The organism is Niallia sp. FSL M8-0099 (assembly GCF_038006945.1).
GTDB classification, from domain to species: domain Bacteria; phylum Bacillota; class Bacilli; order Bacillales; family Cytobacillaceae; genus Niallia; species Niallia circulans.
The window spans coordinates 789,617-814,166 of the sequence record NZ_JBBOWF010000001.1 but is presented as its reverse complement, the minus strand read 5'-3'; the positions used below and the strand labels follow the sequence as shown (position 1 = coordinate 814,166).

The 24,550-nt window shown below is 34.3% G+C and carries 23 protein-coding genes; 3 read left to right on the top strand and 20 right to left on the bottom strand.

From position 1 onward, the window contains the following. Window positions 1-2 precede the first annotated feature (2 nt). Window positions 3-938, bottom strand: a complete 936-nt coding sequence (locus NSQ92_RS03840; protein WP_047942453.1) for an ABC transporter permease — start codon at window positions 936-938, stop codon at window positions 3-5. Between the two features lie 191 nt (window positions 939-1,129). Next, entirely contained in the window at window positions 1,130-2,743 is a 1,614-nt protein-coding gene (locus NSQ92_RS03835) for a peptide ABC transporter substrate-binding protein (protein ID WP_341152389.1), read from the bottom strand. A 660-nt stretch (window positions 2,744-3,403) separates the two neighbouring features. On the opposite strand from NSQ92_RS03835, the gene trpS reads away from it, so the two are divergent. Further along, window positions 3,404-4,393 (top strand): tryptophan--tRNA ligase, encoded by a 990-nt coding sequence (gene trpS, locus NSQ92_RS03830; protein WP_047942455.1) that lies wholly within the window; start codon window positions 3,404-3,406, stop codon window positions 4,391-4,393. Window positions 4,394-4,908: 515 nt separating this feature from the next. Here trpS and NSQ92_RS03825 read toward each other — a convergent pair. From NSQ92_RS03825 to NSQ92_RS03805, 5 genes are all read right to left on the bottom strand, one after another. Continuing rightward, window positions 4,909-5,655 (bottom strand): YjbA family protein, encoded by a 747-nt coding sequence (locus NSQ92_RS03825; protein WP_047942457.1) that lies wholly within the window; start codon window positions 5,653-5,655, stop codon window positions 4,909-4,911. A 377-nt stretch (window positions 5,656-6,032) separates the two neighbouring features. Then, window positions 6,033-6,788: a DUF2268 domain-containing protein gene (locus NSQ92_RS03820; RefSeq protein ID WP_341152388.1), complete on the bottom strand. Its 756-nt coding sequence runs from the start codon at window positions 6,786-6,788 to the stop codon at window positions 6,033-6,035. A gap of 336 nt (window positions 6,789-7,124) precedes the next feature. Beyond that, a complete protein-coding gene (locus NSQ92_RS03815) occupies window positions 7,125-7,547 on the bottom strand; it encodes a Fur family transcriptional regulator (RefSeq protein WP_047942461.1) in 423 nt (140 codons plus the stop codon). Between the two features lie 268 nt (window positions 7,548-7,815). Next, window positions 7,816-9,057, bottom strand: a complete 1,242-nt coding sequence (gene fabF, locus NSQ92_RS03810; RefSeq protein WP_047942462.1) for a beta-ketoacyl-ACP synthase II — start codon at window positions 9,055-9,057, stop codon at window positions 7,816-7,818. Between the two features lie 70 nt (window positions 9,058-9,127). Next, entirely contained in the window at window positions 9,128-10,066 is a 939-nt protein-coding gene (locus tag NSQ92_RS03805; RefSeq protein WP_047942464.1) for a beta-ketoacyl-ACP synthase III, read from the bottom strand. Between the two features lie 390 nt (window positions 10,067-10,456). Here NSQ92_RS03805 and NSQ92_RS03800 point away from each other — a divergent pair, with 390 nt between their 5' ends. After that, on the top strand, window positions 10,457-10,855 hold the full coding sequence (locus tag NSQ92_RS03800; RefSeq protein ID WP_053215681.1) for a hypothetical protein: 399 nt from the start codon (window positions 10,457-10,459) through the stop codon (window positions 10,853-10,855). Between the two features lie 64 nt (window positions 10,856-10,919). Here the strand turns inward: NSQ92_RS03800 and NSQ92_RS03795 are convergent, their stop codons facing one another. From NSQ92_RS03795 to NSQ92_RS03745, 11 genes are all read right to left on the bottom strand, one after another. Continuing rightward, a complete protein-coding gene (locus NSQ92_RS03795) occupies window positions 10,920-11,696 on the bottom strand; it encodes a Cof-type HAD-IIB family hydrolase (RefSeq protein WP_047942465.1) in 777 nt (258 codons plus the stop codon). A gap of 20 nt (window positions 11,697-11,716) precedes the next feature. Next, the gene (locus NSQ92_RS03790) at window positions 11,717-12,394 is read right to left on the bottom strand and encodes a transaldolase family protein (RefSeq protein WP_047942466.1); all 678 of its coding nucleotides are present in this window, start codon (window positions 12,392-12,394) and stop codon (window positions 11,717-11,719) included. A gap of 148 nt (window positions 12,395-12,542) precedes the next feature. Then, window positions 12,543-12,986 carry a PTS glucitol/sorbitol transporter subunit IIA gene (locus NSQ92_RS03785; protein WP_341152387.1) on the bottom strand — a complete coding sequence of 148 codons (444 nt, stop codon included), beginning with the start codon at window positions 12,984-12,986 and terminating at the stop codon, window positions 12,543-12,545. Beyond that, window positions 12,967-13,989, bottom strand: a complete 1,023-nt coding sequence (srlE, locus tag NSQ92_RS03780; RefSeq protein WP_047942467.1) for a PTS glucitol/sorbitol transporter subunit IIB — start codon at window positions 13,987-13,989, stop codon at window positions 12,967-12,969. The genes NSQ92_RS03785 and srlE overlap by 20 nt, the downstream gene beginning before the upstream one ends. A 16-nt stretch (window positions 13,990-14,005) precedes the next feature. Then, the gene (gene srlA, locus NSQ92_RS03775) at window positions 14,006-14,557 is read right to left on the bottom strand and encodes a PTS glucitol/sorbitol transporter subunit IIC (protein WP_047942468.1); all 552 of its coding nucleotides are present in this window, start codon (window positions 14,555-14,557) and stop codon (window positions 14,006-14,008) included. Window positions 14,558-14,572: 15 nt separating this feature from the next. Then, window positions 14,573-15,022, bottom strand: a complete 450-nt coding sequence (locus tag NSQ92_RS03770) for a transcriptional regulator GutM (protein ID WP_061797461.1) — start codon at window positions 15,020-15,022, stop codon at window positions 14,573-14,575. A gap of 11 nt (window positions 15,023-15,033) precedes the next feature. Continuing rightward, window positions 15,034-16,968 (bottom strand): BglG family transcription antiterminator, encoded by a 1,935-nt coding sequence (locus NSQ92_RS03765; RefSeq protein WP_141231636.1) that lies wholly within the window; start codon window positions 16,966-16,968, stop codon window positions 15,034-15,036. A gap of 119 nt (window positions 16,969-17,087) precedes the next feature. After that, entirely contained in the window at window positions 17,088-17,888 is an 801-nt protein-coding gene (locus tag NSQ92_RS03760; RefSeq protein WP_061797462.1) for an SDR family oxidoreductase, read from the bottom strand. A 262-nt stretch (window positions 17,889-18,150) separates the two neighbouring features. Further along, on the bottom strand, window positions 18,151-19,161 hold the full coding sequence (locus tag NSQ92_RS03755; protein ID WP_235850116.1) for a BMP family ABC transporter substrate-binding protein: 1,011 nt from the start codon (window positions 19,159-19,161) through the stop codon (window positions 18,151-18,153). Between the two features lie 22 nt (window positions 19,162-19,183). Then, on the bottom strand, window positions 19,184-19,969 hold the full coding sequence (locus tag NSQ92_RS03750) for a hypothetical protein (protein ID WP_047942473.1): 786 nt from the start codon (window positions 19,967-19,969) through the stop codon (window positions 19,184-19,186). Between the two features lie 164 nt (window positions 19,970-20,133). Then, the gene (locus NSQ92_RS03745) at window positions 20,134-20,871 is read right to left on the bottom strand and encodes a hydrolase (protein WP_047942475.1); all 738 of its coding nucleotides are present in this window, start codon (window positions 20,869-20,871) and stop codon (window positions 20,134-20,136) included. Window positions 20,872-21,167: 296 nt separating this feature from the next. On the opposite strand from NSQ92_RS03745, the gene NSQ92_RS03740 reads away from it, so the two are divergent. Further along, the gene (locus NSQ92_RS03740) at window positions 21,168-21,347 is read left to right on the top strand and encodes a YjzD family protein (protein ID WP_235844452.1); all 180 of its coding nucleotides are present in this window, start codon (window positions 21,168-21,170) and stop codon (window positions 21,345-21,347) included. Window positions 21,348-21,522: 175 nt separating this feature from the next. Here the strand turns inward: NSQ92_RS03740 and clpB are convergent, their stop codons facing one another. Together clpB and NSQ92_RS03730 are read right to left on the bottom strand one after the other, a co-directional pair. Beyond that, a complete protein-coding gene (clpB, locus tag NSQ92_RS03735; protein ID WP_095320256.1) occupies window positions 21,523-24,123 on the bottom strand; it encodes an ATP-dependent chaperone ClpB in 2,601 nt (866 codons plus the stop codon). 216 nt (window positions 24,124-24,339) lie between these two features. Then, entirely contained in the window at window positions 24,340-24,519 is a 180-nt protein-coding gene (locus tag NSQ92_RS03730) for a YjzC family protein (protein ID WP_047942478.1), read from the bottom strand. Window positions 24,520-24,550: the final 31 nt, after the last annotated feature.

Below are 24,550 nucleotides of genomic sequence, written 5' to 3'. Positions count from 1 at the left end.
CTTTACGCTCCTTTCTTCCCGCCCGATAGTTTAATTCGAGGATCTATTAATCCGTACAATAAGTCGACAAGAAGAACAGATACTAACAGGATAATACTATAGAAAACAGTTACTCCCATAATCGCTGTATAATCACGGTTATTTATACTTTTGACAAACTGTGATCCGAGACCTGGAATACCGAAGATTTTCTCAATAACAAAACTACCTGTAACAATTCCCGCCGATAAGGGCCCCATGTATGAAACAACGGGAAGAATCGCATTGCGGATGGCGTGCTTTACAGTAATATTAAAGCCGCTTATTCCTTTTGCTTTTGCCGTTTTAATATAATCATTGCTTAACACTTCTAACATTGAAGATCTAGTTAAACGAGCAATAAATGCTGTTGGTCCAGCTGCTAATGCGATTGCAGGCAGGACACTTTGCATAAATGTTCCCCATCTTGCTACAGGGAATATCCCCAGCTTCATCGCGAAAATATATTGCAGAAAAGCTGCCATAATAAACGAAGGTACTGATATTCCTAATACTGCGACAATCATCGCCAGATAATCTTGCCATTTATTATGTCTTAAAGCAGCAATTACCCCTAATGTAACACCAATGGCTAAAGCGATAAAAATTGCTTCTACGCCCAAGACTAATGATACCGGGAATCCTTCATTGATTAATTGATTCACCGTTTGGCTCTTATATTTAAAAGATGGACCAAAATCCCATTGAACAACTCTTAGCAAATACTCTCCATATTGGACATACCAAGGCTGATCAAGTCCATAATGGGCGTTTAAATTTGCTTCGATTGCAGGCGGCATTTTCTTTTCCGATGTAAATGGGTTACCTGGTGCCATCCTCATGAAGAAAAACGTAGCTGTTATGATTAACCATAAGGATAGCGCCATAAACAGCAAACGTTTTGTTAAGTACTTTATCATGGTTTTACCTCCATTTTTTCTAAACCAATGCCAATTAGCAAGGAAGAGGATGCCCTAGGAAACGAGCTTACTTAGAAAGTATCACTCGTTAAATAAGGCAGCCTCTTTTTTCTCTTTAGCTTTGTACTTTCATAAAAAATTAAAGTTCGAATTTCCTATAGTATGATGAATGAACAAAGCCAACTATTGTATTATTCAAAATGTGCCCATTTTAACTGTGCTTCCCCTAAACCTGAAATGACTACATCTTTTAGATTATCTTTTTGTACCCATGTATTTGTATAGAAATAAACAGGTGCAATTGGAAGTTCGTTCATTAAAATAGTTTCTGCATCTTGTAATAATTGTTTGCGTTTTGCCTCATCTGTTTCTTTTTGTGAAGCATCAAGAAGTTTTTTGTATTCAGGATTTTCCCACCCAGTATCATTATTTCCTCCGTTTGCATCACGGTATAATTCTAGGAAATTAAATGCATCATTATAGTCACCAGACCATGACATACGTCCAACCTGGTAGTCACCAGAATCAATTTTCTCTAGATAAACTTGCCATTCTTCATTATCTAGCTCAACATTAATTCCAAGATTTTTCTTCCACATATCTTGAACCGCTTGTGCAATCTTAGCATGTGCTTCACCGGTATTATATGATAATGTGATTTTTGGTAAGTCTTTTACACTAGCATAGCCTTCCTCTTTTAAACCTTTTTCCAGAGCTGCTTTTGCTGCTTTGATATCATTATCTTTAAAATAACCTTTTTCGTTTTCTGAAAACATGGTTGGAGGAACAACTGCCGTTGCTGGAATTTGTCCACCTTGTGTAATTTGCTCAACAATTGCTTTACGATCTATCGCATATGTTAAAGCTTTACGAATATTTTCATTGTTAAATGGCTTTTCTTTTGTATTAAATTTATACCAATAAGTACCTGCTATCGCTTTGATATTTAGGTCACCTTTATCTTTTAAAGCTTTAATAGAATCAGTAGGTAATGCACCAAAAGGTAAGCCAGCCCAATCTAATTCATCGTTATCAAACATGCTTAATTCTGTTGTTGGATCTTCTACCATTGTCATTTCTACTGTTTCTAATTTAACCTTGTCTGCATCCCAATAGTCTTCGTTCTTTTCTAAAAGGATAGACTCACTATGATTCCATTCCGTCATTTTGAAAGGACCATTCGTTACATAATCATCTCCAGCATTTTTATACCAATCTGGATTTGCTTCTGCAACGTTTTTATTAACTGGGAAATAAGTATAGAAAGCTAGCAATTGTAAGAAATATGGCGTTGGGTTTACCAAGGTTACTTCTAACGTTTTTTCATTTACTGTTTTAATAGCAACATCATCAAGACTACCTTTACCATTATTTGCTGCTTCAGCACCTTTAATGGCATATAGTTGATAAGCATACTGTGATTGGTTTTGAGGATCAATTGCCCATTTCCAGGCATATTCAAAGTCTGCTGCTGTTACTGGATCACCGTTTGTCCATTTTGCATCTTCGCGGATTTTGAACGTGTAAGTTAACTGATCATCTGATATATCGACTTTTTCTGCCATAGCTGGCTGCGGAACTCCATCTTTATCAATTCGAGTTAACCCTTCAAAAGTTTGAATTAACACTCCACCAGATGTTGAATCTGTAGCTAATGCTGGATGTAATGTTGGTGGTTCTGAAACAATATTTAAACGAAGATTTTGTGATGATTTATCACTACCACCTTTGTTATTACCACATGCAGCAAGAAAAGCACTGAGTGTAAGCACTAAGCTCATTAGCACAAGTATTCTTTTTCTCATGTAATTACCCCCTTAATAATTTCCTCAAATGGAACTTCGAAAATAGCTTTCCCACTCTAAACCTCAGAATACACAAGCAGTCATTTCCTAAATAGTCAGTCAATTAGAATAAATGACCGTTTCCAATTAAAATAGCAGCACGGTAAAACGCACAAAATATTATATAGGAATAATTTTTCATTCATTACAAATTATTTATGTATTCTTACATGTTTTTAAATAGTCTGAAATATTACTATCTAATCCATTCGCAATGACAATTATATAGTTGGATTATTCAACACGCAAGAATTTTGTAGAATTTTGTAGAATAAAAACAAATCTGAAATATATAAATCTACAGAATAATTATATTAATATAAATTTATCAGAATTCAAAATTATTCCTTGCATCCATTCTTTTTTCTTAAAATTTGTCAAACTTTAAGAAAACAGCCTTTGCATATCAACTAATCATGCTAAAATGGTTATAATAATGATATTGATAATTAAGTTTCTAGATTCTATTTTTAACAGTACTAACGTATTTGCTTGAAGAAAACTGTTTCTCTTGCAGATAAACATGGCTCTAAAATAAACTATTAAATAGAATAAACCGCTTGATTAGAAACATCCATAAACTAATCAGGGGTCTAGAATACATATTGGAGGAAGTATTTGATGAAAACTATCTTTTCTGGGATTCAACCAAGCGGCACCATTACATTAGGGAATTATATAGGTGCATTAAGTCAATTCGTGGAGCTGCAAGATGAATACAATTGTTTCTTCTGTATTGTGGATCAACATGCCATTACAGTGCCTCAAGATCGCATGGTACTTCGAAACAATATTCGCAGCTTAGCAGCTCTGTACTTAGCTGTAGGAATCGACCCTAATAAAGCGACTTTATTTATTCAATCAGAAGTACCAGCCCATGCCCAAGGAGCTTGGTTGATGCAGTGTATTTCTTATATTGGCGAATTAGAAAGAATGACACAATTCAAAGACAAATCAACTGGTAAAGATGCTGTTTCTGCTGCATTATTAACCTATCCACCATTAATGGCTGCAGACATCCTTCTATATAGTACAGATATTGTTCCAGTTGGAGAAGATCAAAAACAACATCTAGAATTAACTCGTGATCTAGCCGAGCGTTTTAATAAAAAATATAATGATATTCTTACAATTCCTGAAGTACGCATTCCAAAAGTAGGAGCTCGCATTATGTCCTTACAGGATCCTACAAAGAAAATGAGTAAATCTGATACAAATAATAAGGCAACCATCACTTTATTGGACGAGCCAGCACAGATTACGAAGAAGATTAAAAGTGCGGTAACAGACTCTGAAGGTATCGTTAAATTCGATAGAGAGAATAAACCAGGGGTTTCCAACCTTTTATCTATTTATTCTATTCTTTCAGGGGAAAGTATCCAAAGCCTTGAAGAGAAGTACGAAGGAAAAGGATATGGAGATTTCAAGTCTGACTTAGCCAACGTTGTAGTGGATGCATTAAAACCAATTCAGGAAAAATACAATGAGCTAATGAATTCAACGGAATTAGATGACATTTTAGACGAAGGTGCGGCAAAAGCAAATAAAGTGGCAGGGAAAATGATTAAAAAAATGGAAAATGCAATGGGATTAGGACGGAAACGACGTTAAGCTCCTCCCTTATCAAAACGATGGCTAACTCCATCGTTTTTTTATGCTTCAAATCAAGCAGGGTGAAGATTTCAGATGGGGAATTACAGTTTACACGGGGTTATGAGAGGTGTGAGAAAAATTAATATCGAGGTGAATTTATCTTTATAACAGAGCAGCCCTCTCTGTTACCTTATCCTGATAAAAATTCGCAGAAGAGAGTAGGACATAACAAAATAATTAATGGATAATGACGAACAATCTCTAAATTAGTAGGGAAACCAATTCGTTCCATTACGCTACAGACACTCTATGCGCCGGGGAGCAACCTAAGCCTGTGGGGTCTTAGGCTTTGCTCTACTTCCCGCAGGAGTTGAGTGTCCTCCTAACGATCCCCCGTCTAAAAAGGGAATAAAACCCAAACAATCACAGGAAATATACTTGGTATCTCCTCAAATTGTTTGGGTTTAACTTAGTGCTAGGATACTTAAGACTCTGGCTTTTTTATCCTATTCATTTTATTTAATTGGTTACTATTAATTTACTTTCGGGCCATGCTCCATTTCCCAGAGTTTTTCAAAAAAAGGCTGACCTTTTATAATATTCTCACAAAACTGTTCATGCTTTTTAGACCATCCGTATTTTGTACACTCATATAGTTCATTCCACGCATGTTCAAAATCTAAATGCTGAATCTCAAAATAGCGTTCTGGGCTCCATTCTGTGTACCAATAACGAACTTCTGCTACATTTTCAGAAGAATGTAATTGATCTAATGCCATAAACAATAATTGCTTTAATTGTCTTTCTTTTCTCGTTAATCCATTCATCACATGAGGATCAGGTGATAGAATATGGAACTCTTTTTTCTCTTCGGTGTTTTGAAAGTTATAATAAATCGTTTCTTGATTTTCAAGCAATTCATAAGCCAATTGTTCTTGTCTAGGTATCATTCGGCTTTTTCGAATTGGAACAGAGTATCCGATTGTATCTACTACTAACAGACCAATCCCATCAGAAACAACAAAACAATAATCCAATTGAATTCGTTCATGATTCTTTCGTAGATATGCCTTCTGATAAATCTCTTCTAATAATTGTCGCGGTATTTCTGCCAAGTCATTTTCTATGTAATTATATAAGCATGAATCTACTTTCAAAAGTGGGACTTGGTCCAATAATTCAACACCATCATCTTTTCTCCATTCATGAAAGTGACATACATTATATCCGTTTTCTTCCCCTTCAAACCAATTTACCCAAACATCATGAAGATACTGCATATTTTATCCCTCACTTCAACAACTGTTTGTCCATAAGTATTGTCAGAGCTTAGTAAATTTATTCCTATTTTCAAAGGATTATTTTTTTCATACGATTTTCTCTTTGCATTCCAGTTTTCTAGTAATAGACATATAAATAGCGGAATATCATTTTTCTCTTTAAATATATTGCCAAAGTTCATCCTTAAATGGAACGATTCTTTTTTACTAGGTTAGTTTCGGATTCATCCATGCCACTTTTATAACCTATTAACATAATATGTACAAACTTTCGTTAACATGTCTTTTTCTTTTTGTTAAGAGGAGATTCCCTTTCGTGTTTCCATAAAAATAGCGAGCCATTTTGCTAAACTCGCCATTCAAATAGTAGTGTGATTTTACAAAAAAACTTCACTTTTAATTGTGAAATAATCTTTTTCTAAGATTTTGTGCTTGGAATGTAATGAATTAACAAGATAAAAACCTGTATTATAGCCAATAAGGCGTGGATAGCGTCTATAACCGTACAATAAATCATCATGTTTCTCTTCTGTTTTTTTTACATGTAAATATTCCTTAAGCTCCGTCTCCCAAAATTGCTTTATTTCTTCTTCATCATATAAGTGACACCAAGTGGCATTATAGGCTTCTCCGCAGTTTTCTTTCACCGCAAGCTCTGCTAACCCTTCCATTATGATGGAATCTAATAAAGTATAATCTTCTATAGCTTTTTTTTGGTAATGAATTCGGCATACATGATGATATTCATGAATAAAAAGGGCTTCTAGCTCTTTTTCATTTTCTACATCACCAATAAATAAGAAAAGCTGATCAGGAAATGATACACCCGATTTATTTTCTTCTCCTCTCCATGAAGACTGAAAGGGAAATACATATATGGGTATATCTGGTCCCTTCCATTTTTTTTTATACTTTGAAAAAATCCGCTCTAATTTATTCCACGTATCTTGTTCCTTCATCTTCTCAAATGCTTGTCTCGAATGTCTTGATGGCTTATACATTCCAAATCTCATTAAATATCGATATATATTTTGAGGCTTATCTCCATCAAATGCTGATTGAAAATGTGCACATATTGTAGTTGGTTCATAAAAATTATCTTCTAACCATTTATTTGTTTTGATTACCCCCACCGCTATTTCCCCTCTTCACTCATTTTTTCCTATTCATTTAAACAGTATATGGATTTCAAAATTAGAGGTTCCATAGCTGGCAGTGTATGATACTATTTAACCTTGATAACAGCCAGTCTTTTCAAAACTACCTATACAAAAAGGGATAGACAATAAAGAACTCCACTCCCAGTTCTTCTTGTCTATCCCTTTTCTCTGTAATCGAAATAAATTTATATATCTAGCTTTTATTTCTGTAAATCTTTCAATATTCTACTTCCACATCCACATCGGATGGAATGCTTCAATTTTTTTATTGGTTGTTTACATTCTAAACAAATATTCTCTTTTTTTCGTTCACGCATTTGAACACTGCTCACAGGTTCCATAAAATTGGAGGCTGTGGGAACTGATATGGAACTTAGATATGGATTTCGCAAATGCCTCTACCTCCCTTAAAGTAGGATACCAAATATCCACTATTTCTCCACAATTGCTACAGACAATATGATAATGATCCTCTTTCTTCCATTCATATTTACTTAATCCTTCTCCGAATTGTATCTCTTTTAATAACTGTAATTCCGTAAATAGATGGACATTATTATAAACAGTTGTAATACTTACCGAAGGCATATTCTCATTTAGGACATGGTAAATTTCATCTACTGTCCAATGCTTGTTGTCTTTAGAAAGTATGTTAATTAATTCTAGCCGTTGTGGTGTTAAACGTATATTTTTTTCTTTTAAGAGGTTTTTAGCTCTTTCTATACTAAGCATAGAATTCTTCCTTTCTACGTAATATGCTAGTTCACCTTCTAAAGAAAGCGTTTTCTTTCTAAACTGATTCACTCCGAATTTTCTATGTTAAATAATAGAATTATAGTTTTAATTATATACACTTTATAATAATAGTCAATATTAATTTAAAATTATTATAAATAAAGAGTCGATGTTTTATTTTTGTAATAAAAAAACTGCTAAGCCTCGATTTATAAATGAAGCTTAGCAGTTTTTTATTAAATGCTCTTTCAAACAAAACCATTAATTATTGATATTTTTTAAACACAATTGTAGCGTTATGACCACCGAATCCTAGGGAATTACTCATTGCTACATTTACTTCTTGTTTTCTATGTGTGTTGATAACATAGTCTAGATCACAATCTGGATCTGCTGTTTCAAAATTAATCGTTGGTGGCACGATGCTATCTTTTATGGCTAATACGCTAAAAATAGCTTCTATTCCCCCTGCTGCACCTAGTAAGTGACCTGTCATTGATTTGGTTGAGCTCATTGGTACTTTATAAGCATAGTCTCCAAATACTTCTTTGACAGCCATTGTTTCAAACTTATCATTATAAGCAGTACTTGTACCATGGGCATTAATATATGAAACATCTTCTGGAGTAAGTCCTGCATCATTGATTGCCATTTTCATTGCTCTTGCTCCACCTTCGCCTCCTGGTGCAGGGGAAGTAATATGATAAGCATCTCCAGTTGAACCATATCCAACTATTTCTGCGTAGATTTTAGCTCCTCTTGCTAATGCATGCTCTAATTCTTCTAGAACAACAATTCCTGCTCCTTCTCCAATAACAAAGCCATCACGATTTGCATCAAATGGTCGGCTTGCTGTTTTCGGATCTGGGTTAAAGGATAAGGCCGTATTTGCACAGAAGCCTGCTACTGACATTTTAGTAATCGGCGCTTCAGCTCCACCAGTAATCATCGCATCTGCATCGCCACGCTGAATTACTTTAAAGGCATCTCCGATTGAGTTTGTTCCCGTTGCACAAGCAGTAACTGTACAAGAATTCACGCCTCTTGCTCCTAATGTAATAGATACCTGTCCTGATGCCATATCTGGAATTAACATTGGTACGAAGAAAGGACTTACTCGTTTATATCCTCTTTTTTGGAAAGTTTCATATTGATTTTCGAATGTCTCCATTCCGCCAATACCTGACCCAATCCAAACCCCAACACGCGGTGCGTTTTCATCAGTGATTTGCAATTCAGCATCCTTTACAGCCATCAGGGAAGCTGCGACTGCATATTGTGTAAAGCGATCCATTTTTCTAGCATCTTTTTTATCCATAAAATCCTCTGGATTAAAGTCCTTCACTTCTGCTGCAACTTTAGCTGGATATTCATCTGCATTTATTCTAGTTAATGGGCCAATTCCAGAAACTCCCGCAACAATATTTTTCCAGGTAGTTATTGCATCATTACCAAGCGGTGTTACAGCACCAATACCAGTAACAACTACTCTTTTATTTGTACTCATGACTTTTTCTCCTTTTTTGTAATTATCATCAACTTAAAAAGTATATTCTATTTATATAGGAAGAAATTTATTATCTGCCCCAGCGCATTGCAATCGCGCCCCATGTCAAACCTCCACCAAAACCAACCATTACAAGTACATCATCATCTTTGATTTTACCAGCTTCTAGTTCCTCCACCAATGAAATCGGAATAGATGCTGCACTTGTATTTCCATATTTATGAACCGTTTTCGATAGTTTTTCTTCTGGTAAGTTTAATCTTTGTCTGGATGCTTCCATTATGCGAATATTAGCTTGGTGGGGAATAAGAAAGTCTACGTCTTCTTTAGATAATCCAGCTTTCACCAAAACATTCTCACTGCTTTCTCCCATTTGGCGAACAGCAAATTTAAAAACTTCTCTACCATTCATGTAAATATAGTCTTCCTCATCTAAATAAAGATGTTTTCCACCTGAACCATCTGCCCCTAGCTCAAAAGAAAGAATGCCTCTTCCTTCAGAAACCTTCCCTAATACAGCAGCTCCTGCACCATCACCAAAGAGAACAGCAGTATTGCGATCTTCCCAGTTCGTAATTTTAGAAAGCTTTTCTACCCCAACAACAAGTATATATTTATAAACACCTGTATCAATAAATTGTTGGGCAGTTATCATCCCATACATAAAACCTGCACATGCAGCACTTAAATCCATCGCTGCTGCTTTTTTAGCTCCTAGTTTTTCTTGAATCATACAGGCAACAGAAGGGAATGATTGATCTGGCGTAACAGTTGCCACCATAATCATATCAATATCTTCTGGGTGAATACCTGCATCATCAATTGCTTTCTTTGCTGCAGCTAATGCAATATCAGATGTATCTGTATTGTCGTCTGCAATTCTTCGTTCTTCTATCCCAGTTCTTGTTCTAATCCATTCATCATTCGTATCAACCATTTTTTCTAAATCAAAGTTTGTTAAAATTTTCTCTGGAAGTTCACGGCCAATACCAATTATTCCTGTTCCCAAAGCTTTCAGCTCCTTTATAGTCACCGGTTATCCGGTATATGTTTCGTTTATGACTGTTAATTAGTATAAACAGTCTTTTCATTAAATCCTATTAGAATGATTGCTTAAATGATGCCAGTCTGTTGAGTTTAAATCGGTGCCTTTGGTAATTCACAGACAAAGAAGCTTATACCGTTTTCTTCGTTTATTCTCACTGTTATTCCAAAGAAAACATTATTCATACAGTATTATATTATTATCAATTATTATGACTTGGTACTAATTTTATCAAATTCCTCTACCCTTTTGCAACATATTTTACTTTCTATTACATTGGTCTAAGCATTCCTTGATATTTATCATAGCATATTAAGAGCATCATTCCATAATCGTGAAATAGGAGGAAATAGTGTGGAGGATCTTAAAGAGGAATTCTATGATGAAAAAGATAATGAAAAAATAGAAGAGGAAGAGACAGCAATTGATCACTTTTCCATGTTTATGTTTGGTACAAACCGTCAATCTGTTAGAAAAAAGCAGCAGGTTGAACATTTCCAGCATAACGACAAACAACCATCCTACAGCAGAAGAGAGAAAGGGGATGATTGGATTCTTGGAAGAAGTGGCGGAAAAACACAGCAAGTAGAAGAAAAAGATGAAAATGTAAATATTGATGCGGTTGCAAATTTTTTAAATCAAATTGACTTGGAACTTCTGATAAAAAACGTTGATTTGTTAATGACATCAGCAAATGACTTAAAACCTATTTTTAAGAAAATTACCCCATTTATAAAAAAATGGATGGATTAACTTTGCAAAATATCATTACTTGTTAATCCATCCTCTTTTATGATTTTTAATTTTTACTAACGGATCAAATGATTCCACATAAGTGTAATCCATTTACGATACCATCCTCGTCGTTACTAGTTGTAACATAGCTGGCTGATTTTTTTACAATATCAAATGCGTTTCCCATTGCAACTGGATATTTAACGAGTTCAAACATTTCTAAATCATTTAATCCGTCTCCAAATGCATACGTATTCTCAACAGAACAATTTAAATGAGTTAACAAATACTTTATGCCTGTTGCCTTTGACTTTCCTTTGGGGTAGATATCACATCCATAAGGTGAATTTCTTATAAACTGAAAATGTGGGAACTTCTCCTGATAATAGACTTCTTCATCTGGTTCACAAAAAATTAACATTAAATGAATGGGTTCTTGATTGTACAAGCCTTCATTTATAGGAGGATATTTCCCACCTACTCTTTCATAATTCTTCCTAATTAAAGTAGACCCCTCATTTGTAACGCAAATCTTTTCCGCATTATAGAACGCCATTTCATGCCTATTTTTCATTGCATCCAGATGAAGTTCTTTTACTACACTTACTTCTAATGGATTTTCATAAATCGTTGTTCCTTTATACACTACATACTGTCCATTCATAGCAACTACTGAATTAATACCTGTAGCTTCTAATATATATCCTATTTCCATTAATGTTCTACCTGTAGCTATAATAGGCTCAACACCGTTTTCCTTTAATTTTTTTATTGCCGCAATGGAACTATCTGACACAGTAAGCTTACTAGTCAGAAGTGTTCCATCTAAATCAAAAAATACAATTTTGTTCGTTTCCATATTTGTTTCGCTCCATTTATTTACTTAAGAAGGGGATTCCCAGCCTTTCCAAACGTATCCTCCCACTGACTCTGAAAGACTCTAACATCTCTAGTAGTTGCTGGAAAATCAATTAATTTTTCAATTATTTCAGGAGCTACAGTTATGGTATGAGCTCCAGTTAAACATGCTTCATAGACCTGTTGAACGTTTTTAAAACTTGCCGCTAATACTTCGGTACTAATTTTATGTGTGGTAAACAGAGTAACTATTTCACTCACTACACGAATGCCATCTCCTAATAAATCATCAATCCGATTAACATAAGGAGCAACATACTTTGCTCCTGCTTTTGCCGCGATTAACGCTTGAAATGGAGTATATATGGTTGTGGCTAACGTTGGTATTTTTTTTGCAGTTAACGCTTTTATTGCTTTTATTCCTTCTTCCGTAACAGGAATTTTTATAATTATCTTCCCTGAAATCCTTGTTTGGAAATACTCAGCTTCCTTTACTATTTCACTTGCATTATCTGCAATAACTTGAATAAAAAGCTCTTTATCTTCTCCTAGAATTTTCCGAATATCTTGAAGAACTTGAATATAGGGCTTTTTTTCCTTTACGAGAATAGAAGGATTAGTAGTCACACCAGAAATAGGATAATATTCATTTATTCTTTCAATTTGCTCAAGATTTGCTGAATCAATATATAGTCTCACGGAAAGATTCTCCTCTTTTCTTTTTAAAAAAATTTGGCAAAAAATTAAAAATAGAAGATTCCCAATTCATTATCTACTTGCACCTTATTTTTACTTAACTCATTGCAATGATTATAATTTCTAATTGGAAATCTCCTATCGAATCTTTTTACTCGGAAACAATTCGTATTTTCGTACCAATTTCTAAAACTGGCATGTCTTTATCCTCTATATAAAGAGTACCAGGAAGTTCAGGAGTTGTAGCCCCATTAAAGCGTAATGTAATATGTCCCATAGATGTTAAATTTTGTTCTACAATCTCACCAACAGATGTTATTTCATATGATTCATTATTTATCATTACTTTTTGACCTGTTTTTATCTTATCCATGACACCAACCACTTCAATTCCGTAGCAAAATTCTGCTAATTCTTTAGGTGCTCCTTCTCCAAAGAGAATGATCATCTTTTCTTCTAGAAAGCTTGTGGCTAATGGCCCTATACTATTAATTGTGTTTTCGTAAATTGTTTTCATCTTAACCGGCATATTGATATGCCATTCGCCTCCATTAGTTGTTTTATTATCCTCTTTCTTAATTACTATATAATCCAAAGCTTGCTAACCAAGCAACGAATACTCGTGGTACCCCTATTAAAAATCTTGAATATAATACGGACGGTACCCCTACTTCCACTGTTTCCGCTTCTGCCTCTGCTAGACCTAACCCGACAGGAATAAAATCTGCTGCACATTGTGTATTTATAGCAAAAACTGCAGGTAACGCTAAGTTCGGTGGAATATTACCCTTACCAATTTCAACACCTATTAAAGTTCCGATAATTTGGGCAATTACCGCCCCAGGTCCCAATAACGGTGATAGAAATGGTAAAGAGCATATTAAACCAATTAATAAGAGACCAATAATGTTTCCTGCTAATGGAGACATTAAATTAGCGAATACGTTTCCAATTCCGGAACCTTGAATGATACCAATTAATAATGATACAAATGCCATAAATGGAATAATTGTATTAATTAATGTTTGAACTGCTTCACGACCAGCTTGATAAAAAGTACTGATTACTTTCCCTGCTCCAAGCCCTATTTTTGTTAGAAGTCCTTGTTTATGATTTTCAGCCAAAGTTTGAGAGATTTTTTTGTCTGTACTATATTTATACTCTTTCTTAGGTATATTATCTTCTTTATCTACTGAACTCGCATTCTCCAAGACAGCTTCGTTTTCCATAAGTTCAATTTGATTTAATCCTACCGCAGACACATAAATGTCTTCTGTGATAAATTTTGCTAAAGGGCCGCTTTTTCCTGTAGGCATTATATTAATCGTTGGTATTCTTTTTTGTGGATAAATCCCACATCTTAATGTCCCACCACAATCTATAATTGCAATGGCAATTTGCTCATCAGGTACAGATGTTTTAAATCCATTTACCGGCTCCGCTCCAGTTAATTCCACAATTTTATCAACTATATCTGGTTTTGCTCCTCCACCAGTAATATACACAATTTTATTTCTTTGCTCCGTTGGAGTAACTATCAGCGGACCACCAAATCCACCATTTCCTTTTTTTATTTTTATCGTTCGATAATGTGCCATATCGGAATCCTCCATCTTAATGATTTAATTTCACTTCGGAATTTAATTTTATTCCTTGCTGTTTTTCTACCATTTTCGTTGTAAAATCCGTAATCCAACCTGCGAAGAAATTCATAACTAATCCCACTAGGAAGTACCTAACCGCTAAATCAGCCGTGCTAAAGCCTAATTGTTCTATTCCTGCGGCAATTCCTAGGAAAATAAATAGCTCTCCTGGGTTAATATGAGGAAATAGCCCATTACTTGTGTGACAGAAATAAGATGCAGATGCATAATAACTAGGTTTATATTTCTCTGGTAAAAATCTTCCTAACGATAACCCCATTGGATTACCTAACATAAATGTCCCTAATAATGGTAAAACTAAATATCTTAATAAGGGATTTTTGGAAGAAGCCGACGCTAAACGATTAATACGATTTTCACCTATTAATTGAATGATAGTATTCATCGCTACCAGTAGTAATAACACTACTGGAACTATACCTGTCATCCAGGAAATGAACGTCTCTGCTCCTGTATCAAATAAATTTCTAAATCCTTCAGCAAACTTTATGATATAATCCATGAATTACACCTCTTCTTATTTTTTAAATGAAACGGCATTTTCTGCTCGTATCATCATTCTTTTAAAGAAACTATCTTTTTCTGGCACGACTCCACCATTCATAATTATCTTGTAATTATTTGAGGCATCTAAAATTGCATCTCTTAGTAATTTATTGCAATGCTTTAAATCTTCATCTTTTAAATTTCTAATATTCTTATCAAGAAAACCTGGCAAATCTCGAAATTTCGCCATTACGGTGACTCCTTGCATTTTTTTTGCGGCAAGGATTCTGCCATTATTATTGATTGCAAACAAAACAATGGTGCCTGCTTTAATCCGGCCAGGTTTCTTCCCAATCGCTACTTTTCCCATTCTTCTAAGTTCCGTATAGCCTTTAGTAAAATGTTTAATCTGTAAAAATCCCAATCCCATTTGAATAACAAATGCTCCTGCTATTAAAAGCATAATTATAATTAGTTCCATTCATTCACATCCTAAATATCCTTCTCTATTCCATCCTCGAGATAAAGACATAAATCTTCATATTTTTTAACTTGAATCAATTTATTCACCAATTTTGTATTAGAAGATATATTAATAATTTCATCATAAATTTTCACTAATAAACCAGCATCATATTCTGTATGTTCTGGTAAGGCTAACAAAAATACTAACTTTAACGCATGATTATCCTGCCAGACTGTTTCTGGAAAAATCCCTACCGCCAGCTCTATTTTGTCTGACTGATAATTGAGGGTATGTGGAAGTGCAATATATTTATCAAATATCATCGACCCTTTTTCTTCTCTTATTTGCAAGCGCTGTTTGAAGCCATCATCCACATAACCATTTAAAGTTAGCTGATCAACCATCCAATTTAGATTTTCTGAGTAACTTAACGATTTATCTAAAATAAAGAATTTTTGTTTATTTAGCAGTAGTTTAATAACAGAATGGAAACTTGTACTACTATTTTCTTTAATTTTAAATTTATCTAAGTAACTAATATGTTCGATTTGTTGCAGAACCTTTTTCTCATCAAAGATTTCACTAATGATAACTAACGGCGTTTGAATGGCATAGGGTATATTAACTGTCGAAAAGACAATATCATACTTATCTAATGTATTCTTACTTAATTCATTTTCAGAAAAGATATCTATTTTAGTATGGGGGTCGAGTATTTTTTTCAGCTGCATTGCTACAATTTTTGCTGTCCCTCTACCAGTTCCACATACAACTACTACCTGTTCTAATTTCTTAAGATTGTCCTTGTTATTCTCAATGAAAACACCAAAATATAATGCGATATATCCAAGTTCTTCTGCTGAAACTTTCATTCCATATTCTTTGAAAATACTTTCTCCAACTATTTCTGACATTTGATATGCCAAGGGGTACTTTCCTTTGATATCATCTAATAAAGGATTTTTCAATTGGATATTAAACATTAATCGATTTATCATAAAAGTAAGATGATATTGTAAATCCTTATAAAAATCTCCACTTTCTTTTACCTTATTTAAATTAAAGCCTAAATTAGTGATACTATTATCCAAAAGATTCGTGATTTCCTTTGTTACTATAACACCTTCAATGGAATGGCTATTAATTGGTGTCCTTCTCCCGACGATTGGCAATGCAATAAAAAGAATCTCACATCTAGGTAGGCTTATAGATAATTTCCTTTCAAGAACTTTGCTTATTTCTAAGGCTATATTGAAATCAGGTGAATTTACTATCTTATGGTAGTTATCATCCATTTCTTTTATAGGGTGACCTTTTAAAAAACGATCAAGCATAATAATAATAGAATGAAGCAATCTATCTTTCGTACTTATCTCAAAATCATAATGATTGGCGACTTCTATAATTGCTTCTTTAATATCTTTATCCAATGAATCTTCGGTAAAAAGATATGGAAATAAATTATCCAATATAAAAAATCGCAAATCTATTTCTCTACCTTTTAAATACATCCCCTTGTTCTGTTTTCCTTTGATGGCAAGATTATACGTTTCGAGAGCCACTGATGCTTTTTTTAATTCATTCACTAATGTTGTTCTTCCTAAATTTAACTCAAAGGCCATTTCATCCATAGTTATTATTCCATCATCATTCAATAACATATCGATAACAGTTGCGATTCTTCTTTGAGGTGAATCAACCATTTGAGAGAGATTATTAAACTGCTCTATAACCCTATTAAGCTTTTCCTGATTGTGAATTTTCAAAAAAAAACCTTTCCCTCTTTCATTAATCAATTCAGCTATTCCTTCTAATTCTTTATTAAATTGCTTAATTACTAGCCGAACAGTTCTTGCACTTATCCCCATTTGCTGCGCAAGATAATCTAAAGGACAATACATTTTTTTAGCAGTTAATTCTATAATTTTCCCTATGCGACTACTGGAATTTAAATCAGTCATTTAATTACCACACCCTTATATCCTGTTGTTCATATATGAACTATGCTTATATTCAATTCACTAAATATATCATAAAGCATTGGTATATTAACTGATTTATTCATTAAATGGCTAGTTTATTAGCCACGTGATTTTCCACCTGATATATTAAAGGTCGTCCCTGTAATATAACTAGCTCTATCTGAAGCAAGATAGGACACTAAATCACCAACCTCTTTTAATTTACCCTCCCTGCCAATCGGAATTGATTTACTGTAATCAGTTGATAAATCGTCTACAGTAACACCTCGAGTATAAGCTAAAGCTTCATTGTAAGCACTCGTGCGCAAACCTGTTTTCTCTAATATTCCTGGAGCAATAGCAACTACGCGAATATTATATGCTCCTAACTCTTTTGCCCATGCGCGAGAAAATGAGATTAGCGCTCCTTTGGTAGCAGAATAACAACTCTGACCTGCCGATCCTTCTTGACCCGCTTCAGAAGCAACATTAATAATTACCCCTTTACCTTGCTTCAGCATTTCCTTCGCTGCCGCTTGTGCACAAAGATATGGACCTTTTTGATTAACCGCAACCATAAAGTCAAAATCTTTTTCATTTAATTCATATTGTGGTTTCTCTCCTTTTATATCAACTAGCAATCTTGGTAAGTTCACCCCAGCATTATTAACTAAAATATCAAGCTTTCCATATTGTTCAATAACTTTATTAATCATTCGATCAACACTTTCTTTATTAGTGACATCACATTTTATAAGAAAAGAACCATCTGCTTGCTGCCCCTCTTCTCCTACTAAATCAGAGATAATCACCTTCGCACCATTATTAACTAACTCTTTTGCAATAGCAAAACCAATCCCAGAAGATCCACCTGTTACAATGGCAACTTTCCCTTCCAGGTCTAACCATGAATTATTCATTTATATTTCCCTCCTCATTATTAAGCGTTTTCATCACTATGTTTTTAGTATAAAGCTCATTCTTTATTACATTAATACCTTTATTTGCACATAATTGTGCAGACTCCTGTATTAATTTAAAAATGCATGATTTCCTTCCATTTCAGCCAAAGCAGTGAGTATTTCTGGTCACTTTTTAAATTTTTTGGTTCAAAAAAAAAACAATTTTTCAAAAGATATCAAGCTTTCTTTTGAAAAATTGTTTTTGATTTTCTATTTTAATTTAAATTTCATTCGGCAATTTGCCTGTGTTCTTATAGCGTTCTAAGTCTTTCTCCAACCGTTCTATAAACTCTTTATCAACATTGGGACTATATTTCCCTAGAAAAATGGTATCGTCTCTAATTCCACATGCACGATTTCCAGACTTTAGTTTCCCCTCATTAAATGCTTGAGCGATTTGCCCATACAGCTTGGGTATATCTTGAATGGTGCTTGTTAAGACCGCATATTTTCCTATAGAAGACTGATCTGAAATATATCCAATCGCGTATAAACCATTTTCTTTCATTCTTTCAATGATCCCCACATGAAAACCATCACCGACTGGATAAACCACGTCTACATTTTGACTGATCTCCTTATCTAACAGACTCATCGCTTTTTCACGGTTATCCCAATCATTAACGAATTCTTTCAAGACCTTTACATCCTTATTGATGTAGTGGACCCCTGCTTCAAAACCATTGGCCTCCTCTTGCCAATCGTATGCACCAATAACGCCTACCATATTTGTTCTTGTCATATGACCGGCAACCATCCCGCTAAAAAAACCCATCGGATAATTCTCTAGTTTAATATTACTTGTATTCGATTGTGTTGCAGGTTCTCTTCCATTTAAACTAACAAAATGGATGGAGGGAAATTTTTGAGAAAGAATGTTAAAATACTGCACAAAGTTTCCGCCGTGGCCAAAAATTAAATTAACCCCTTTTCCCTGTAATTCCTTCACTGCTCTTTCTGCAATTGTGTAAGAATCAATAGACTCTTTATAAAACACATCTACCCCAAGTTTCGTATGTATATTTAATAATCCTTTATATCCTTGCGTCCCCCATGCCTGATCATTTACTGTTCCAACTACAAGAAGACCAACTTTTTCTAATTTTCCTTGTTTCTCCAGTGAAGTATGAAAGAATAGAAAAAGGAAAAGAACACACGCCATTAGAGGAAGGATAAAAAAAATCTTTCCCCTAATTATTGATTTACGAATGTTCATCCATGCACTTTTCATTGTATTTACTCCTATAATACTACTAAATTCTATTAAATACGTAATGCTTCTTTTGCTTTTCTATGTTATCCTCTATTGTCCCTTTGTTTTCAATGATTACTTCTTGTAAATTTCGAGATAATTGCAGAACCCTTTTTGTTTTTGGTATATCCCATTGTAATTGTTCTAAGCATCTTTGCCAATGGTTTATTTCCTTACTCTTTAATAGAATATCATTATTTTGTCCTTTCGTTGTCATTTTTACTACTTCCCTTACCGCATCTTCAATAAAAATTGCATCCATTGTATACTCGCGGACATTTAACTGAATATCGTTCTTCTCTTTTCCCTCTACAATCTGTTGAAATAAAAAATCACTTGGCTGCCATGGACCATAAAGTGTTGGTAAATGGATTACTTGTATATCATGGTCAACTAAATTATCTTTTAAAAAGGTTGTAAAATCTCTTTCTGCCTCTCTAGAAGTAATATTCACTAAAAATGTCAACTTTTTACCGCAGCTCGTTTCTTTGTCTCGAAAATTTGAAAACAGATTTTGGATCTTTTCGTATATTGATATTTGTTTTATTGTATAGAGGTCAAAGTATATATGTTGTACATTTGGATCTTGGAGAATAAAAGGGAGCTTATCCAAGCTTTTCTCACTAAAATTCGCATTGCGCCCAATTTCCATTCTCTTATCTTCTAAATCTTCTATCGAAATTTCCGGATAGGAGATGCCGATTATTTCCTCTCCTTCTTCTAGTAAGGTGGAGCATATATGAAAGCCCACAAACTGATAAACGCCAAATATTACAGCTTTCTTCATGAAGAAGCCTCCCCTTAAAATTACTTAATGTATCATATGCAGTAAAAAAGACAATTATTTCATCTGCTTAATAAAAGCTTTCTTCAGAAGCCATTTTCATATGAAAAGTTCAAAAAAGATGGTGTTCTAATATAGCCTTTGCTACTTGAACACCATCTTTTCTTTCAAAGTGTCTTCTCATATTTCTTAAAAAACGTTGCAATTTGTTTCGGAATGGCACTCCTTTTCTCTGGTAATACATAGGATACAAAAATAGGCAGGTCTTTTTCTTCCCAAATTACAGAAGCTTTTTTTAATCCATTTGATTGGTAATAAGATCTACCATTATGCAAAATATGAATTATTTTAGTTGGGATTTCAGCCTCATCTAACTGATACTCCTTTTTCTCCTTTACTACTTCGAATAACTCCTGCTTATTGGTATTAAAAGCGATACTTATCTCATTCGTTAACTTTTTTATAAAAAACTTATGCTCTTTCTCTCTATCTAAATGTTCTTTTAAAGATAAAATTGGGTTTAACAAAACAACAGATCGAATATTGTCTTTCATCTCCATCATTAATTGAATCGCTGTCAGTGCCCCCATTCCTTCGGCAATTATATGAATTCTCTGGTTCAATATTTCTGTTCGAATAATATGTTCATATAATCTTTTCGCCAATTGCAAAGCTTTTTCACTGCCCCAGTTCTTTCCATATAGATTGGAATAAAATATCGTATATCCATTATCCCGTAACGATTCAATTAAATTCCGCTTTCCTTCATTTTGGTTCCAAAAACTATTAGTGTCAGTTACATAATTTCTTTCGTCTCCAATTATTAAGATACCGAAACCATTAGGTCGATGAGGATAATGTATCATGTTCCATTCGGTATCTAACAGGAAGTTCCGGTTCTCCATCTTAAAAACTCCTTTTTAGCATTTTCCTTTTAATAATGTATGTCTCTTTAATTAAAACGTAAGGGAGTTTGCCTATATTTCAAGAAGAAATGCGGAATCATCTCAGAAAACAATCAGATTTTTTATCTATTTCTGTTATAGGAATGACATATTAACATAATCGGAAATATTATTTATAATGGAAAAAGTGAAGAATTTAAGAAAGCTCTATCATTCACATTTATTATTTAGCTTCTATGTGGTAAGATGGTTATGATAAGCAAGCTATAAAGAGGTGATTTCGGTTGCGTTACATAATGACAATTTTTTGGACATTTTTACTTGCTCAAATGTTAGTTTATGTTGTTGGTTCAATGAATGGGGTTCCTTTTAATTTTTCAATGGGACTAATTCTGACAGCTGTCTTTTCCGTACTAGTTTTCATTTTATCAGCAATTATTCCAGATGAACCTGCTCATGAAAAAGGTTCTCATTAAAAGTCTGTATACTGTAAGGTTGGGTGATTAAATATATGCACTAATAGGGGAATTCTATTCGTGTATTTTGTTTAATCACCTTTTTTATTGCAGCCATAAAAAATGGCCTGAATACAAATATTTACTAGTTTGTCCAATTGTATTCAGGCTGTTACATCCTATCAATAGCCGAAAATTACAACTTATGTTTTAAAATAATATGTTCCTTTTCTTCATCAATTAAAACATGATCATTTTCTTTTACTTTACCAGCAATTATATCTTTTGCCAGCAGTGTTTCAATTGTTTTCTGCAAATATCTACGAAGTGGTCTTGCTCCAAATTTTGGATCAAACCCATTTCTTGCAACAAATTCTTTCGCCTTTTCCGTCATATCAATAGTGATATGCTGATCTGTAAGGCGAGCTTGCAATTGAACAACAAGCTTGGATACTATCTCTTTAATATTTCCGAGTGATAGAGGCTTGAATAAAATAACTTCATCAATTCTGTTTAAAAATTCTGGTCTAAAATGCCCATTTAATTGATTCATAACCCCTTCTCTTATTACTTCGGGGATTTCCTCTGCTTCTCCCGTGTCCAGTAAAAGATGGGAACCAATATTGGATGTCATGATGATGACTGTGTTTTTAAAATCCACTGTTCGACCTCTAGAATCTGTAATCCTGCCATCATCTAGAACTTGAAGCAGAATATTGAATACTTCTGGATGAGCTTTCTCTACTTCATCCAATAGGACAACAGAATATGGTTTTCTTCTGATTGCTTCTGTTAATTGGCCCCCTTCTTCATAACCTATATATCCTGGAGGAGCACCGATTAAACGAGACACTGCATGCTTTTCCATATACTCGGACATATCGATACGAATCATTTGTTCTTCACTATCAAAAAGCGTTGCCGCTAAGGTTTTGGCAAGTTCCGTTTTCCCAACACCAGTAGGTCCCAAAAATAAGAAGGAGCCAATTGGTCTGTTCGGATCTTTTATTCCTGCTCGCGCTCTTAGTACTGCATCACTTACTAACTGCACTGCCTCTGCTTGACCAACCACTCTTTCCTGCAGAATTGCTTCTAAGCGTAATAACTTTTCTCGCTCTTTCTCCACTAGCTTGGATACAGGTATACCAGTCCACCTTGCAACAATATTGGCAATTTCCTCTTCTGTCACTTCTTCTCGAAGGAGACGGTTCTCCTGTCCTTCTTTTGTCTTTTCTTCCATCTCCTTAATTTCTTTTTCTAATTTTGGAATGCTGCCATGTCTTAATTCAGCTGCTTTGTTCAAATCATAATTATTTTCCGCATCCTCCAGCTCTCTCTTTTTTCGTTCAAGCAGTTCTTTTTTCTCATGGATGGATTGTAAAGCATCCTTTTCCTGCTGCCATTTTGCTTTTAAGACATTAGAACGTTCTCTGAGATTAGCTAATTCCTTTGCAATAACCGCAAGTCTCGCTTTACTTTGCTCATCCTCTTCTCCATGCAATGCCGCTTCCTCAATTTCAAGCTGCATAATTTTTCTTGTTAGTTCATCTATTTCAATTGGCATCGAATCGATTTCTGTACGAATCATCGCGCAAGCTTCGTCTATTAAATCGATCGCTTTATCCGGCAAGAAGCGTTCTGTTATATACCTGTCCGATAAAGTTGCAGCTGCAATAATAGAACGATCTTGAATATTTACACCATGATGAATTTCAAATCTTTCTTTTAGTCCTCTTAAAATAGCAATCGTATCTTCCACTGTCGGCTCCGAGACTATAACCTGCTGAAAACGGCGCTCAAGTGCAGGATCTTTTTCAATATATTGACGATGCTCATCTAATGTTGTCGCACCAATACAGTGAAGTTCTCCTCTTGCCAGCATCGGTTTAAGCATATTTCCTGCATCCATTGCACCATCTGTTTTTCCTGCGCCAACAATTGTATGCAATTCATCAATAAATAAGATGATTCTCCCATCACTATTTTTCACTTCCTGTAAAACAGCTTTTAAACGTTCTTCAAATTCGCCTCTAAATTTAGCTCCTGCCACTAATGCACCCATATCTAAAGAAAAAATAGTTTTATCTTTTAAACCTTCTGGGACATCTTTTCGAACAATCCTTTGTGCTAAGCCTTCTACAATAGCCGTTTTCCCTACCCCAGGTTCTCCAATTAAAACAGGATTATTTTTGGTCTTTCTTGATAGTATACGGATTACATTACGAATTTCATTATCACGGCCAATCACTGGGTCAAGCTTGCCCAACTTTACTTCTTCTACTAAGTCTCGTCCATATTTACTAAGTACTTCATATGTCGCTTCGGGATTTTTGCTTGTCACTCTCTGTGTCCCCCTTATCTCTTTTATTGCTTTCTTTATTTCCGCTAATGAAATGTCTTCTTCTTTCAATGTTCTTCCTACTGTAGAAGATTCTACTTTATAGGATGCCAGTATAAGATGCTCTACAGATAAGTATTCATCTTCCCATTCCCGCATCTCTTCTTCTGCCTTCATTAAAAGCTGCTGCAAACCAGCAGTTATATATACCGTACCTTGTTGAGAACCACTATATGATACTTGTGGCTTTTTCTTTAATTCTTCCGCTAATTTATCGCTCACTCTATTTGGATCTTTTTTTAACTTGTTTAAAATGGCCGTCATTAAATTATCCTGTTGATGAAGAATTGCCATAAATAAATGAATATCATCTATTTCTTGATGACTTTCTTTTTTTGCAAGGGATTGTGCTTCGGTTATGGCCGATTGGACTCTTTCTGTCATCTGCTCTACATTCATTTTACAAGACTCCTTTTTTGACCTTTTTTGACCTTTGATTTTATTATAGTATAATTTATCCATATGTAAAGGGATCTCTCTTGGACAAAGAGTAAATTCAAAACAATGATCTCAAGGAGATAATCATCATGAAGCAGACTCTTTAGAGAAATCCCTTTTTTAAACGATTATACGAGCCTTTTATTGGTATCATCGTATAATATTGGGGTTATCTTATTATGGTTTTCTTTGATATGTCCATAATCGATTATGATTCGATGTTTCTGGAAAGCGGTCTCCAGCTTTCAGTTTTAGCATTTGAGGATTATTTACGTTACTTCCGGTTTCACCAATTTCTATATACAATCCATTATTTGGTGCCTTTTGCCCTGGACGAAACTGTCTATTTTGACCCAAAATAAACTCCTCCTTTATCCATTACCAATTC